Annotated in this window: 15 protein-coding genes; 8 read left to right on the forward strand and 7 right to left on the reverse strand. The window is 63.3% G+C overall.

Annotation, left to right across the window (positions count from 1 at the left end):
- Positions 1–123 precede the first annotated feature (123 nt).
- The 3 genes from AC0L2A_RS06525 to AC0L2A_RS06535 all read left to right on the forward strand — a co-directional run bounded on the left by AC0L2A_RS06525 (position 124) and on the right by AC0L2A_RS06535 (position 2,610).
- On the forward strand, positions 124–519 hold the full coding sequence (locus AC0L2A_RS06525) for a (R)-mandelonitrile lyase (protein WP_473476599.1): 396 nt from the start codon (positions 124–126) through the stop codon (positions 517–519).
- A gap of 295 nt (positions 520–814) precedes the next feature.
- On the forward strand, positions 815–1,537 hold the full coding sequence (locus AC0L2A_RS06530; protein ID WP_473608002.1) for an SDR family NAD(P)-dependent oxidoreductase: 723 nt from the start codon (positions 815–817) through the stop codon (positions 1,535–1,537).
- Positions 1,534–2,610 carry an S-adenosylmethionine:tRNA ribosyltransferase-isomerase gene (locus AC0L2A_RS06535; protein ID WP_473608004.1) on the forward strand — a complete coding sequence of 359 codons (1,077 nt, stop codon included), beginning with the start codon at positions 1,534–1,536 and terminating at the stop codon, positions 2,608–2,610. Before AC0L2A_RS06530 ends, AC0L2A_RS06535 begins: the two co-directional genes overlap by 4 nt.
- A 255-nt stretch (positions 2,611–2,865) precedes the next feature.
- On the opposite strand, the gene AC0L2A_RS06540 is transcribed toward AC0L2A_RS06535, so the two are convergent.
- From AC0L2A_RS06540 to AC0L2A_RS06555, 4 genes are all read right to left on the reverse strand, one after another.
- Positions 2,866–4,698, reverse strand: a complete 1,833-nt coding sequence (locus AC0L2A_RS06540) for an adenylate/guanylate cyclase domain-containing protein (RefSeq protein ID WP_473608005.1) — start codon at positions 4,696–4,698, stop codon at positions 2,866–2,868.
- 383 nt (positions 4,699–5,081) lie between these two features.
- On the reverse strand, positions 5,082–5,210 hold the full coding sequence (locus tag AC0L2A_RS06545) for a hypothetical protein (RefSeq protein WP_023796963.1): 129 nt from the start codon (positions 5,208–5,210) through the stop codon (positions 5,082–5,084).
- 54 nt (positions 5,211–5,264) lie between these two features.
- Positions 5,265–6,044 (reverse strand): quinone oxidoreductase family protein, encoded by a 780-nt coding sequence (locus AC0L2A_RS06550; protein WP_473608006.1) that lies wholly within the window; start codon positions 6,042–6,044, stop codon positions 5,265–5,267.
- Positions 6,045–6,085: 41 nt separating this feature from the next.
- Positions 6,086–6,235, reverse strand: a complete 150-nt coding sequence (locus tag AC0L2A_RS06555; protein ID WP_473608007.1) for a hypothetical protein — start codon at positions 6,233–6,235, stop codon at positions 6,086–6,088.
- A gap of 340 nt (positions 6,236–6,575) precedes the next feature.
- Between AC0L2A_RS06555 and AC0L2A_RS06560 the strand changes: the two genes are divergently transcribed.
- The 3 genes from AC0L2A_RS06560 to AC0L2A_RS06570 all read left to right on the forward strand — a co-directional run bounded on the left by AC0L2A_RS06560 (position 6,576) and on the right by AC0L2A_RS06570 (position 8,619).
- Positions 6,576–6,968 carry a winged helix-turn-helix transcriptional regulator gene (locus tag AC0L2A_RS06560; protein ID WP_473608008.1) on the forward strand — a complete coding sequence of 131 codons (393 nt, stop codon included), beginning with the start codon at positions 6,576–6,578 and terminating at the stop codon, positions 6,966–6,968.
- Positions 6,969–7,119: 151 nt separating this feature from the next.
- Complete coding sequence (locus AC0L2A_RS06565) at positions 7,120–8,010, forward strand: ankyrin repeat domain-containing protein (protein WP_473608010.1); 891 nt, start codon at positions 7,120–7,122, stop codon at positions 8,008–8,010.
- A gap of 333 nt (positions 8,011–8,343) precedes the next feature.
- Positions 8,344–8,619, forward strand: a complete 276-nt coding sequence (locus AC0L2A_RS06570; RefSeq protein WP_473608011.1) for a hypothetical protein — start codon at positions 8,344–8,346, stop codon at positions 8,617–8,619.
- Positions 8,620–8,861: 242 nt separating this feature from the next.
- Here AC0L2A_RS06570 and AC0L2A_RS06575 read toward each other — a convergent pair whose 3' ends face one another.
- Positions 8,862–9,107: a DUF1127 domain-containing protein gene (locus AC0L2A_RS06575; RefSeq protein ID WP_236393301.1), complete on the reverse strand. Its 246-nt coding sequence runs from the start codon at positions 9,105–9,107 to the stop codon at positions 8,862–8,864.
- A gap of 134 nt (positions 9,108–9,241) precedes the next feature.
- On the opposite strand from AC0L2A_RS06575, the gene AC0L2A_RS06580 reads away from it, so the two are divergent.
- Positions 9,242–10,747: a winged helix-turn-helix domain-containing tetratricopeptide repeat protein gene (locus AC0L2A_RS06580; RefSeq protein ID WP_473608012.1), complete on the forward strand. Its 1,506-nt coding sequence runs from the start codon at positions 9,242–9,244 to the stop codon at positions 10,745–10,747.
- A gap of 40 nt (positions 10,748–10,787) precedes the next feature.
- Here the strand turns inward: AC0L2A_RS06580 and AC0L2A_RS06585 are convergent, their stop codons facing one another.
- Entirely contained in the window at positions 10,788–11,180 is a 393-nt protein-coding gene (locus tag AC0L2A_RS06585; protein WP_123146189.1) for a GFA family protein, read from the reverse strand.
- A 233-nt stretch (positions 11,181–11,413) separates the two neighbouring features.
- On the opposite strand from AC0L2A_RS06585, the gene AC0L2A_RS06590 reads away from it, so the two are divergent.
- Complete coding sequence (locus AC0L2A_RS06590) at positions 11,414–12,016, forward strand: ArsR/SmtB family transcription factor (protein WP_473608014.1); 603 nt, start codon at positions 11,414–11,416, stop codon at positions 12,014–12,016.
- Positions 12,017–12,189: 173 nt separating this feature from the next.
- On the opposite strand, the gene AC0L2A_RS06595 is transcribed toward AC0L2A_RS06590, so the two are convergent.
- Complete coding sequence (locus AC0L2A_RS06595; protein ID WP_091596487.1) at positions 12,190–13,158, reverse strand: LysR family transcriptional regulator; 969 nt, start codon at positions 13,156–13,158, stop codon at positions 12,190–12,192.
- Positions 13,159–13,168 lie beyond the last annotated feature (10 nt).

The raw sequence follows: 13,168 nt of genomic DNA on the forward strand, positions 1-13,168 counted from the left end.
AACGAAGGGGCTTGAGACATGATCATCACCCGCAGAGACGTCCTTGCCGCGACGAGTGCTTTCGCTGCCGTGGCTGCAGCAGGCCAGGTTGGCGCAGCTTCTGTCCAAGGAAGGAATGAGACAATGAAGATCACCCGAGTTGGATCACAGCCGTCCGGCCCCGGGCCGGCCGACTACTTTACCGGGACCGTGCGCATCGATCCGCTCTTCCAGGCGCCCGAGCCGGCGCGCGTCGGTGGCGCCAGCGTCACGTTCGAGCCTGGCGCCCGCACCGCCTGGCACACGCACCCACTCGGCCAGACGCTGATCGTCACGGCCGGTCTCGGCCGGGTCCAGCGCGAAGGCACGCCAGTCGAAGAAATCCGGCCAGGTGACGTCGTCTGGATTCCGCCTGGCGTGAAGCATTGGCACGGCGCGTCTGCGACCACGGCGATGACCCATCTCGCTATCCAGGAATCGCTTGATGGCAAGCCGGTCGAATGGCTGGAGAAAGTCAGCGACGAACAATACCGCAGCTGAACGCTGGCGGCACCCGGCGTCTCGCGCCGACTCGGCACCGATCGCGGCTGCGCCCTGCGCTCTCCCTTCTCCCCTTGTGGGAGAAGGTGGCCTCGCGAAGCGAGGTCGGATGAGGGGTGTTCCAGCTTGGCTCTGCCGCACTCCGTCCAGCACCCCTCTTCCGTCTCGGCGCTACGCGCCGATCCACCTTCTCCCACAAGGGGAGAAGGGAAGATCGATCCACGCAATGAATGCTTGACCTCAAGTTAACTTGAGCTTGTAGCATTGGCTTGCACGGATGGAAGGAGCATCGGCAATGCTGACGAACATGGATTTCCACGGACTTCGCGTAGCGGTCACGGGTGGCACGTCCGGTCTCGGGCTGGCGCTTGTGCGGCAGCTCGCCGCGCAGGGTGCGAGCGTCGCCTTCGTCGCACGCACTGCCGCGGACGTCGAGCGCATCGCTGACGAGACGGGCGCACACGGCATTGTCGGCGACCTCGGCAAGAAGCACGACATCTACCCGATCGCGTTGCAGGTCACCGCCAGCCTCGGCGGGCTCGATGTCCTGATCAACAATGCATCGAGCCTCGGGCCGGTGCCTCTTGTGCTGCTTGCCGACACCGAGTGCGAGGATCTGGAAAAGGCGCTTGCGGTCAATCTCGTCGGCGCGTTTCGGCTGACCAGAGCGCTGTTCGGTGCGCTTGCCACGTCGGCGCGCGAGGGCCGTGGCGCGCTGGTGATCAACATCTCCAGCGACGCGGCGGTGAACGCCTATCCTGGCTGGGGCGCGTATGGCGCGAGCAAGGCCGCTCTTGCCCATCTGACGGCGATCTGGGACGAGGAGGCGAAAGACGATGGCATAAGGTTCCTCGCGCTCGACCCCGGCGATATGGACACCCCGCTGCATGCGCTGGCGCTTCCTGATGCCGATCCGGCCACCTTGAAGCATCCCGATCTGGCAGCTGCCGAGATCATTGAAAAGCTGCTTGACGCGTTGCCGGCTGGCGCAGCACTTCGCGCCGGGGCACGTGGATGATTGCCGCCGACCATCCGGATCGGCGCTCCGCCAGGCTGTTGGTCGTCATGGCGGACGGCGCGATGACCGACGTGCCGCGCGCTGAGCTCGCGAAGCTGTTCGAGCCCGGCGACCTGGTCGTCGCCAATGACGCCGCGACCTTGCCTGCCAGCTTGTACGGCACGCATGTTCCCAGCAGTGAAGCGATCGAGATCCGCCTGGCGGGCTGGCTGTCACTTGCCGATCCAACGCGTTTCGTGGCGATTGCCTTCGGCGCGGGCGATCACCGCACGCGCACCGAAGATCGGCTGCCTGCGCCTCCACTGTCACCGGGCAATCGCCTCCGGCTCGGCCCGCTTGAAGCCGTTGTGGAGCGCCTTCTCGACCATCCCCGCCTTCTCGAGCTGCGCTTCTTGGGCAACCGCGCAGCTGTGCTTGCAGGACTGGCGCAGCACGGCCGGCCGATCCAATACGCGCATGTTCCCGAGCCGTTGGCACTTTGGGATGTCTGGACGAAGATTGCCGCCCGGCCGGTCGCGTTCGAGGCGCCATCGGCAGGCTTTGCGCTCGACTGGCGCACGCTTCAAAGCTGGCGGCGGCATGATGTCGGCTTCGCAACACTCACGCATGCCGCGGGCATTTCCTCCACCGGGGATCACGCGCTCGACTCGCGCCTTCCCTTCGACGAGCCATACCGCATCTCCGAGCACACCGCGGCGCAGGTCGCGCAGGCGAAGCAGCGCGGCAGCCGCATCATCGCGGCCGGCACGAGCGTAGTGCGCGCGCTTGAGGCGGCCGCCAATCCCGATGGCAGCGTGCGTGCAGGAAATGGCATTGCGACGGGCCGCATCTCGCGGGACACGCCGCTTCGCGTGGTCGATGCGATTCTCACAGGCGTCCACCAGCCGGGCGAAAGCCATTTCGAACTCCTGCGCGCCTTTGCCGAAGATGCTCTGCTCGCCAACGCCTCCGCAGCCTTCGCCGCGCACCGATACCGCGCGCATGAATTCGGTGATTCCATGCTGCTCAATCGGCAACAGCTGGATCGATCGTGCGAACCGAACCGTGCGCGAGACGCAGCCTCTACTCTATAGGCGATCCGAGATCTTGGTTTTCCAGGGCTTCCGGAAAACAATGTTTTGACTAAACAATTGATTTAAAACGACTATTTTGACATTGGTAACTACGAATCTGGGGATCAGGAGTTCGAATCTCTTCGGCGCGCCAATCGGAGCGCTCAGTCCTCGGGCAGCCGGCCAGAGAACTGTCCTTCCAGAAGCGACGCGGGATCAAGGGACGTCGCCTGGCCGGACGTGACGCGCAGGGGGGCATCTTTGCAACCGCGACGATCACTCCGGCACGCCGGAGATGCCCAGCGCCTCGACGTAACTCTCGGCGAACACCTTGTCCCGCCACGGGTTGATCTGTCTCTGCAGGGTGAGCGTGTAGGTCGGGAACGCCTCCATCAGCCGCCGCGCCGCCGCCTGCGCCTCGTCCAGCCGGTTGAGTTTGACCAGCGCCATGATCACCACCCGGTGCGAGGAGCCGTAGTTCGGCATCTCGTGCAGCGCGCGTTCTCCCCATGCCAGCGCTTCTTCGTAGCGCTCGAGCATCAGGTAGCTCATCCCGATGCCGGAGAGCGCGATGCCCTTCTCGGGGTCGACCGGGCTCAGCCGCATTGCCCTGTGAAAGTGCTCGATCGCGACGAGCGGGCGGCTGGAATGTGCGTTCACCCAGCCGCTGCCCGTATGGCCTTGCGCCGAATTGGGGTTGAGCAGCAGGGATCGTTCGATCGTGCCCAGCGCCATCTCGTAGTCCTTCGCGCTGTAGGCGATCACCTGCGCGGCGAAGCGTAGGCTCGTGGGGTCGTCGCGCGCTTCCGCCAGTACCTCGCGCGCCATGCGCGCGGCGACCCGGGTATCGTCGGGCTCGTGCCAGCACTGGCTCACGGATAGGCTGCGGATATAGGCGCCGAGTGCCTTCGCCAAGTTGAAGCAGGGGTCGATGCTGAGCGCCTCGTTGGTGAGCCGGCGCACGTCGGCAAAGCCTTCGCGCGTCATGCTGTAGAAGCGCGGCAGCGCGCGAAGGTAGAGGTCGTAGGCGCTGATGTAGTCAGTCGGCTTCATGCGCGCCTGCTTGATCTCCTGCAGCCGGATGCTCGGCTCGACGGCGCCGACGACGCTCTCGGTCACCTTGTCCTGCAGGTCGAAGATGTCGCTCACGTCGCCCTCGAAGCGGTCGGCCCAGACATGGTGTCCGCTGATCGCGTCCACCAACTGCCCACTGATGCGGACCCGCGATCCTGCTCTGCGGATGCTGCCTTCGAGCACGTAGCGGACGCCCAGCTCGCGCCCGACCTGGCGCAAGTCCACCGCCCGGCCCTTGTAGGTGAAGGACGAGTTGCGGGCGATCACGAAGAAGGAGTTCACCCGGCTCAATCCCGTGATGATGTCCTCCACCAGCCCGTCGGCGAAGTATTCCTGGTCGGGGTCGCCGCTCATGTTGGTGAAAGGCAGAACCGCGATCGAGGGCTTCTCGGGCAGGGAAGGCAGTGCAGCCACCGAGGCGCTGGCGTCGGTCTCGACGCGGTAGGCGCGCACAGGCCGCTCGATGTTCTTGAGGCGCAGGTCGCCGAGCGGCGTGAAGCCGTAGTCGAGCTTGCCCTGAAGGTGGTCGTAGGCGGTGCCCGAGACGACCACGGTGCCGGGATCGGCGATGCTTTCGAGGCGGGCGGCGATGTTGACCCCGTCGCCGTAGAGGTCGCCGTCCTCCTCGCAGACCACGTCGCTGAGATTGACGCCGATGCGGAAGCGAATACGCTCTTCCTCAGGCGTCTCCGCCTCGTGTTCTGCCAGGGCCTGCTGGATCGCCATCGCCGAGGTCACCGCGTTAACGACGCTCGCGAACTCGCACAGCATGCCGTCGCCGGTGAGCTTGACGATCCGACCCTGGTGCTCGGAGACCAGCGGTTCGAGGAGATCCTTGCGGTAGATCTTCAGCCGCTCGAGCGTGCCGCGCTCGTCGCGCTCCGTCAGGCGCGAATAGCCGACCACGTCGCAAGCCAGGATCGCTGCGAGGCGGCGCTGCGTGGTTATTGCACCGCTCAGCCAAGCGCCTGCACGCGGGCCGCCCCGCGTCCATGTCCTGCTAACTTCCGGACGCCCTATATGCATGGTACCCATCTCTCCCAGTCGTCGCCGATACAGAACGGAGAACGCAGCTGACCCTGCCTTCACGAGACTTCGCTATCCCGCTTGCGAGACGTGGAGCGTTCCAGTCGCCGCGCTAACAGCCAACCGACGACACGCCCACGCAGCCTCTGGGACGCTGACCACTCTCCCAGAAGGCCGGAAATATTTCCTGCTCTGTGTAACCGGTTGACGCCACCGTGGCGGGTGCTTTGTCACCGCGATGTAACAGCGAGATGCCCTACGAACGCCCGCATCACACCAGACGTTCGAGCTTAGAGGTGCTGAGGTCGGCAAGTGGCGCAAAGCCGATCCTCCGCTCCGAGAAGTGATCTTAGAAATCAATGGGCGCAGCAATGACATAGCGGTGCCCAGTTTCATCCTCTCCGACGCGCCATTTGCAGCCGATAGTCGGTGACCGCAAACGGCAGCACATTTTTTTGTTTCTGGCAGATCAGCGGCGATCGGCGGATGGGAAAGCGCCAGCACATTTCCATGGCTGTCATAATCCTGTTCCGCCGTCGCAACGCCTGGTGATGTCTGATGGGTCCACCCTTTGCTCAGCTCACCCGCAAAGCGAGCTTGCCGACGTAGTGGGTGGCAAGCGCTCGGTGCGCATCGACAACCCTGTCGAACGGGAATGTACGGGCGACATGGACGTCGAACGGGCCAGAGTCGATCAGGCGGTTAAGCTTGTCGGTCGCGTCCTGGCTGCGGGCGCCGTTGTAGCGAATGAGCTCCACGCCGGGCCGGACATTTGGGTCGGGCATCGCGCCGTGCGGGCAGGCGACCCGACCGCCGTCGCGCACTGACGTCAGCGCGCGGTCGGCCGCCTCACCGCTTACGGTGACAAGGGCAGCGTCGAGGCCGCCGGCGGCGAATTCACGAGCGGCCGCCACCACGTCGTCCCTGCGCCCGTTGACGATGGCGTCGGCGCCCAGCCGCTGCGATAGCGCCACGCCGTCATCGCCCGAAGCCACCGCCAATACGCGGGCGCCCAATCGTTTTGCGAGTTGGATGGCCATGTGCCCGATACCGCCGCTGGCGCCGAAGATCATTATTGCATCGCCCTGCTTTAGGCCGACCTCTTCCAGGCCGCTGAGCGCGGTCAACGCATCCCAGCCCATGACGCCGGCTTGCTCGATCGTGAGCTTGGCGGGGATGAGCGACACGTTGTCCGCATCCGTTACTGCGTAGGTGGCGTAGGTTCCACCCTTGGGAAGTGGCATGGATGCAGCGTACACCCGGTCGCCTTCCTTGAAGCGGCTAACCTGGCTGCCAACGGCGACGACTGCGCCCGCGCAGTCCCAGCCGAGCACATAGGGGAATGTCGACGGCATTCCGAAAGCCCCGTCGTAGAGACCCTCACGCCGAGCGCGTCTCACGAGGCCACGCCCGCCACTTCGACGCGGATTAGGACATCGCTCGGCCCGACCTCGGGCACTGGCACGGCTCGCACAGTAACCAACTCGGCTCCACCGAACCGGTCGATGGCGGCGGCCTGCATTGTATCCGGTTTTGCATTCCTCATGCTTTTTCTCCTAAAAATACTGTTGGTCATGAAACGGCCACCGCTTCCAGCGGTCGTCAATCGAGCCTCGCCGACGTGATTTGTTGTTTCGCGCCGGCGAAGCAGGAGTTCGCTTTTCGGAGGCGTCCCATGATTGGTTGATGATGAAGGCTTCGATCGCCTTCCTGTCCCTTTTGCTGTCCTGTCCCGGACGGTCGTGCGATATTCCGCTTCAAGCAGCGCGCGGGCGAGCGCCTATCCCATACGTCCAGTGTCCAGGCACCGATTGCAGGCATCATTCCGACATCCCATATTTTGATTGGCGCAACGCTCGGCTCGCTTGTCGTTCCGAGGAAGAGCTATGATTTGGGAAGCGCGACACCAATACGCACGGATGCGTAAGTGGTTACCTGCCGGTAAGGAGGGCAAGGTGAACAAACCCGCCGAGAATGGTTTTGCAACCGCGATAAAGATGGTCTCCGGCAAGTGGAAGCTGGACATCATCTGCGAGCTCGGCGCGACACCACGCAGGTTCGGCCGGCTGCGGCAGTCAATTCCGGCGATCAGCGAAAAGATGCTGACGCAGCAGCTGCGAGAACTTGAGGCAGACGGGCTTGTGAACCGAAAAGTCCATCCCGGTTCTCCGGCGAAGGTCGTCTATTCGTTGACGGAAAGCGGATCGACGCTCTGTGCCGGGGCAGAGGGCTTATGCCGCTGGGGTGAACAGGTCCATTGCTCGGGTCAGCCGGAATGATCGCCGCGATGAAGCGACTGCGGTTCTCACTTTTACGTCGCTGACGATATACCCGACGAGACTTTCCAACGGCCGATGACGAGGATATCGTCGACGAACTGTCGAACGAGCGCCTTGTTGGCCGTCCTCCAGTTTGACAGTGGGGTGCCGGATGCGCGGGGTTTTGCTGTTCATTCTGTTGGTGCTTGCACCGATTGCATCGCATGCCGCCGCCATCCACGACGCCGCGAAAACGGGCGATGTCGCGGCGATTGCGGCAGCGCTCGACGCAGGCGCCAATGTCGATGAGAGCGATGGGCAAGCCACACCACTCTATCTTGCGGTCAGGGGCGGGCATTTTGCGGCGGCAAAACTGCTCATCGAACGCGGTGCCGACGTCAACGCCGCCCCGACGCCGGGTTTGGGTCCTGCCCTCATGCCGGCTCTGGCAAAACGCCGGATCGATTTGATCAATCTGTTGCTGGAGAGGGGCGCAAATCCAAATTCGCAGCGCAACCGCGAAAACGCCCTTCACATCGCCGCCAGATCCGGTTGCCTCGATTGCGTGAAGGCACTGGTTGAGGCCGGCGCGGATGTGAATGCGAAGACAAAGGACGGCAAGACATCGCTCCATCTGGCGAAATTCAAGGGGCAACGCGAAGTGGCTGATTATCTCATGGCGCACGGCGTCGTCTTGCCAACACCAGCCCCGATCGCGAAGAAGTTGGCTGCCGCCGACGTGGAGAAAGGCCGAGCCTCCTTCTCCCGCCTCTGTGCCTACTGCCACAATGCCGTGCCGGACGAAGGGGCCAATCAGGGACCGACTTTGTGGAACGTCGTCGGTCGCGACAAAGCATCTGTGGCCAAGCGGCGTTACTCCGACGCCTTGCTGGCATGGCAGGGTGTCTGGACATATGAGGACCTGAACAAATTTCTGCTTGAGCCCATGCTCACGACGCCGGGCGTTTACATGGAAGTGCCGGGTGCTCCGGACGAGACTGAAAGAACAAACATAATTGCCTACTTGCGCACACTCAGTGACAAGCCCATCCCGCTACCCTGAGCCCCCGTGCCCAGGAGTGGCGCGGCCGGGTTGCGCCGAAGCCGATGAGCGCTCGAATTCTGCATGAGGTCACTTCGCTTCCCCTTGACCAATGACCAGTTGGTCCGATCTTGGCTGGGGCGGCGAGGGCAGTTTATGGGGCGCAAGTCGGACCGCTCCGAGCGGTGATCTCAGAAAGGCGCAGCAACAATGTACGAGACCCCAGTTTCATCCTGTCCGGCGCGCCAAGCCACACTTTGGGCTAGACTGCAGTGCACGCTCCGCATGCCCAGCCGTTGAGTTCACCTCGACTTGGCTTTGAGTTGCGCTATCCAGCCAAAAATGGAGGCAGCCATGCGTATGAAGTTCCTACTGGTGACATCAGCGACGATGATGGCGACAGTCGTTGCCCACGCGGGCAGCCAGTCCTCGAACACCAGCTCGAATAGCTCGTCGAACAACGGCGTTGTGCGTGAGCGGATTGTCGAGACCTACTGTGAAGATGACTATTGTGAGACCTACGTCAAACGCAGGGTTTACCAGGAGGACCGATCCTCCCGTCGTCACCAGGACTATGATCGTCGCCGCTATCGCGACCGCTACACCGATGATGACGACGACGACGACTAATGCATGTCGCGCAAAAGTGCGTAGCGGTTTTGCGATAACGACATGCATAAAAACAACAACCTAAAGCGCGTCGCATGAGGCCGGGCAAACGCGACACGCTTTAGGAAAAAGCCGCCCCGCTGACGCACGCGAGCGCTCGATTTTGGACCGGATCGGCGGCCCAGCTTCTCGCACCGAGATGCTTTTGGCGCACCAAGGGCGACGATGACGGTATCGGCTTCGCGACCCTGCGGCGACGAGGATTATCGTCGCCAGAAGGGCTTGGCGATCTCTGCCTCGACCTGTCGTCTCGTCAGACCGATGTCGTCGATCAAATGGGGATTGTCCTTCGCCATTTGCTCAAGTTCCCAGCGAAAGCGTTTCCGCTCGTCCCACGCCGCGATAATGCTTCGCAGGGTCGCCAGGCTGTGTTGCCGACGCAATATTCCCGCCGGCTCGACGGGCGTTGCCCCTGCCTGATGCGGGGCCGATGCAAGAGTATCGTTCATAGCAACCTCCATAGGTTTGAGGTCCAGGGACCTTTGACCTGAAAGAGGCTGAATTCTGCAGGATACGAACAGCGTCGTAATTAAGCTCTGCCAAATAGTTCTCAAAACTTCCAAACGGGCTATAGATACGCCGCATGCAGGGATCGCGCTTTGCCTTTGGTCCGTTCGTGCTTGATTCCGGTGCGGGAACGCTGCTTCGCAACGATGTCCCCGTTGCCGTAGGCTACCGCGGGTTAAAGCTGCTTGCGGCGCTCGTTGGACGAGCCGGCGAAATCCTTGAGAAGGCCGAGTTGATGGACGCGGCGTGGCCGGGCACGGCCGTCGAGGAAGGCAACCTCACCGTACAGATCGCGGTGCTGCGAAAGCTGCTTGGCCCGGCTGCAGATGGCGGCGAATGGATCGCCACGGTTCCGCGCGTCGGCTACCGCTTCACGGGGGCCGTCGAACAGCTCGGCGCGAAGCGAAAACCTTTGCCGCTGCCCGGCAAGCCATCGATAGCGGTGCTGCCCTTCGTCAATGTCAGCAACGATCCCGAGCAGGAATCCTTCGCGGATGGCTTGACCGAAGACCTGATCACCGACCTGTCCAGGATCTCCGGGCTGTTCGTCATCGCACGCAACTCGGCCTTCGCCTACAAGGGAAAGGCGATGGACGTGCGCGATATCGCGCAGGATCTCGGCGTGCGCTACCTGCTGGAGGGGAGCGCACGACGTGCTGCGGGGCGCGTGCGCATCAACGCCCAGCTGGTCGACGCAGTGAGCGGCGACCATTTGTGGGCAGAACGCTTCGATCGCAGCCTGGAAGACATCTTTGCCGTTCAGGACGAGGTCACCGGCAAGATCGTCGAGGCGTTGCTCGGCAGGCTGCGCGCACCGCCGCCGCGCAACCGGCCCAAAAGTCTTGAGGCCTACGATCTCTGCGTGCGGGCGCGCAAGCTGATGGATGACACGCCGCAGACGGCGCGCGAAGCGCATCTGATGCTCACCCGCGCGGTTTCGCTCGATCCGGAATATGCCGAGGCCTATCGCTGGCTTGCCATGAACCACTGGATGGGATGGGTGCATTCCGGCGGACCTACCGAAACATCCCGTAGCGTTGCGTTGGAACTGGCGCGCAAAGCCGTGGCGATCGACCCGAACGATGCCGGCTGCCGTTGGGTTTTGGCTTACCTGCTTGCCTATGAGCGCAGCTTTGCCGAGGCGGATGCGGAATTCGCCAGGGCGATCGAGCTCGACCCGAACGAGGCCGATGCCTGGGCGGCATTGTCCGACATCGCGGTCCTGGCCGGTCGGGTCAAGGAAGGCCTTGAGCACATTCGCAAGGCGTTCCGGCTGAACCCGTTTCCGGCAAGTTGGTACTATCTGACGCTCGGCCAGGCGCAATATGCGGCCGGCCAATACGAGGCCGCTGTCGAAACACTGCGCAGGGACGAGACGTATCGTACAAGCTCACGCCGCTTCCTGGCGGCAAGCCTTGCCCAGCTGGGCCGGCTCGACGAGGCGCGCGCAGAGGCCGAACTGTTCCTCGTCGGCAACCCGCATTTCACCACGCGCCATTGGACCGCGACGGAGCCATTCCGCGACGCTGCGACGCTCGAGCATTTCGTCGACGGCTTCCGCAAGGCCGGTCTTCCGGAGTGAGGCGCCGGCCTCCCAAACGCCTTCGCACCGTTCGTGCGACCTATTCCTCAAAGCGACTCGTGGCGTCACGATCGCGCTCGTACCGTCTGGTCAGCGGAAACGGCGGCAACCAGGACTCGCGACGGATGATCCAGCTTTCGTAGGTTGGCATCAGCTGATCAGGGGCGTCCAGGGATCCCAGGTTCACTTCGATCTCGTCGGCGGTGCGTCCAAAAATTGTCGAGCCGCAACGAGGACAGAAAAACCGCCCGGCGTAGTCGCGCGTTTCGCCCTCTATCGTCACCGCATCCTGGGGGAACACCGCGGAAGCGTGAAAAAGGGCGCCATGATGCTTGCGGCAGTCGAGACAATGACAAATGCCGACCCGGTACGGGAGTCCCGACGCCACAATCCGGACGTTGCCGCACAGGCAACCGCCAGTGAATCGGTCCATGCTGCGTCTCCTCCAAAATCAAGCGGTCGCAATGGCTACAACGAACGGCACCGTCATTGCAATTGCCCGTGCGGGGCCGTCTGCGGGACGAATCGACTCCGCAGTGGGCGATAGCTGGCTCGCTTGCTGCAGCCGCAGCCAGCTGGAAAGTTCGGACGAAGCGGCCCTTTCGCTCTTGACAATTACACTCGTCAACGCGCATTGACAGGAAAGATTGTCAATGTGAGGGCTGCATGCTCGATATCGAAGTCATAGATCGGCCGAGCGCGGCCGCCGCCGCGTTGGAGCCCGTTCGGAGTCAACTCCTCTCAGAACTGCGGGAGCCGGCCTCGGCCGCTACCCTCGCCACACGCCTCGGCCTCAAGCGGCAGAAGATCAATTACCACCTGCATGCTCTGGAGGAGCACGGGCTTGTCCAAGTTGCAGACACGCGCAAGTGGGGTGGCCTGACGGAGCGGCTCATGGTGGCGAGCGCCACAAGCTATGTCGTCTCGACGAGCGCACTGGGTCCGGTCGGCGCCGATCCGGACAGCACCCCGGACCGCCTGTCGGCAAGCTACCTGATCGCGCTCGGCGCCCGGCTGGTGCGGGAGATCGGAGTTCTCCAGCGCGCCGCCACCGATGCCGGCAAGCGCTTGGCGACCTTGGCGATCGACACCGAAATCCGCTTCCGCTCCGCCGCCGACCGCGCCTCGTTCACGCGTGAATTGACCGAGGCCATCACCACGCTGGCGGCCCGCTATCACGACGAAACTGCGCCGCAGGGACGGTCGCATCGCCTTGTCGTGACGGCGCATCCGTCACCAGCCAAACCGCAAGGAAAGGAGATTCAGTAAAAAAGATGCTGCCGGCGATCGCTCGGTCGATGCCGCAAGCATCGCAAAACGGGAGGAGCCAAAATGGCGAACCCGGCTTGGAAAGCACTTCCCAACTCCCGCGGAGTAGCGCTGCAGGGGAAACGCAATTGTCAGTTTCATCCACGCTGGCGGCGCCGACGAAGCTTTCCGAGCTATGATTGCCGACTTCGTGCGGGCAAGCCGCTGGGGTGCTTCTGCGCAGTCTGCTCCGCAAGCAGATCGAAGAGCCATGCCACGCCCGCATCCATCATCGCGACCTTGGGAGCGACGGCGTTGAGCCGGAAGCCGGGCAACGGCAACGGGGCATCGAGGCTCAGCACGCCGAAACGCGCCGCATGCATGGCAACGAACCGCCGCGGCAGGGCCGAGATGAGGTCGGTCTCGGCGATGACCGCGAGCGCAAACATGAAGTTCGGAACCGTCAGCGCAACCCGTCGCGCCCGGCCTTGCTTGGCCAGTTGTTCATCCACGAAGCCGTAAGGATCGCCGCTGTCCGAGACGACCAGATGCTGCATGCTGCAGTATCGCTCCAGGCTCGGATCACGCGCGAACGGATGTCCAGGGCGCATGGCAATTACAAAGTCTTCCTCGTAGATGCAGCGCTTTTCGAAGCGAGGCGGGATGTCGTCGGACGGAATGATCGCGATATCGATGGCGTGCGCCTCGAGATCGACAATCGCGCTCCGCCAGACGCGGGCTGGCGAGGGCAAGATCTGACGCACGCCGACGTCGATGCGTGGCGCAATCCGGCTGAGTTCGGCGAGGAGCGGGCGCAGGATCACGGCTGAGACACCGTCCGGTGCGCCGATTGCGAACCGGCGCATGGCCGTGGCGGGATCGAAGGGCGCGGCAGTCGCCATCACGCTGCGCACGCGCGCCAGAACGTCGGCGATCGGCGCGGCCAGTTCCGTTGCACGCGCCGTCGGCACCACGCCCTTGGGCGTTCTCAGGAACAGCGGATCGTTGAGGAGCCGGCGCAGCCGGCCGAGTCCGTGACTGACTGCCGATGGCGTCAGGTTAAGCCGGTCCGCCGCCCGGCCCACGTGGCCCTCTCCGAGCACGGCCTCGAAGAGGACGAGGAGATTGAGATCGGTGCGCGAAAGATCAATTTCATTCAGCATATCCCTGAAA

Source organism: Mesorhizobium sp. WSM4844, assembly GCF_055811775.1.

Coding starts and splice junctions, on each gene's coding strand:
- AC0L2A_RS06525 (WP_473476599.1), top strand. CDS start 124: ATGAAGATCACCCGAGTTGGATCACAGCCGTCCGGCCCCGGGCCGGCC.
- AC0L2A_RS06530 (WP_473608002.1), top strand. CDS start 815: ATGCTGACGAACATGGATTTCCACGGACTTCGCGTAGCGGTCACGGGT.
- AC0L2A_RS06535 (WP_473608004.1), top strand. CDS start 1,534: ATGATTGCCGCCGACCATCCGGATCGGCGCTCCGCCAGGCTGTTGGTC.
- AC0L2A_RS06540 (WP_473608005.1), bottom strand. CDS start 4,698: ATGGGTACCATGCATATAGGGCGTCCGGAAGTTAGCAGGACATGGACG.
- AC0L2A_RS06545 (WP_023796963.1), bottom strand. CDS start 5,210: ATGACAGCCATGGAAATGTGCTGGCGCTTTCCCATCCGCCGATCGCCG.
- AC0L2A_RS06550 (WP_473608006.1), bottom strand. CDS start 6,044: ATGCCGTCGACATTCCCCTATGTGCTCGGCTGGGACTGCGCGGGCGCA.
- AC0L2A_RS06555 (WP_473608007.1), bottom strand. CDS start 6,235: ATGAGGAATGCAAAACCGGATACAATGCAGGCCGCCGCCATCGACCGG.
- AC0L2A_RS06560 (WP_473608008.1), top strand. CDS start 6,576: ATGATTTGGGAAGCGCGACACCAATACGCACGGATGCGTAAGTGGTTA.
- AC0L2A_RS06565 (WP_473608010.1), top strand. CDS start 7,120: ATGCGCGGGGTTTTGCTGTTCATTCTGTTGGTGCTTGCACCGATTGCA.
- AC0L2A_RS06570 (WP_473608011.1), top strand. CDS start 8,344: ATGCGTATGAAGTTCCTACTGGTGACATCAGCGACGATGATGGCGACA.
- AC0L2A_RS06575 (WP_236393301.1), bottom strand. CDS start 9,107: ATGAACGATACTCTTGCATCGGCCCCGCATCAGGCAGGGGCAACGCCC.
- AC0L2A_RS06580 (WP_473608012.1), top strand. CDS start 9,242: ATGCAGGGATCGCGCTTTGCCTTTGGTCCGTTCGTGCTTGATTCCGGT.
- AC0L2A_RS06585 (WP_123146189.1), bottom strand. CDS start 11,180: ATGGACCGATTCACTGGCGGTTGCCTGTGCGGCAACGTCCGGATTGTG.
- AC0L2A_RS06590 (WP_473608014.1), top strand. CDS start 11,414: ATGCTCGATATCGAAGTCATAGATCGGCCGAGCGCGGCCGCCGCCGCG.
- AC0L2A_RS06595 (WP_091596487.1), bottom strand. CDS start 13,158: ATGCTGAATGAAATTGATCTTTCGCGCACCGATCTCAATCTCCTCGTC.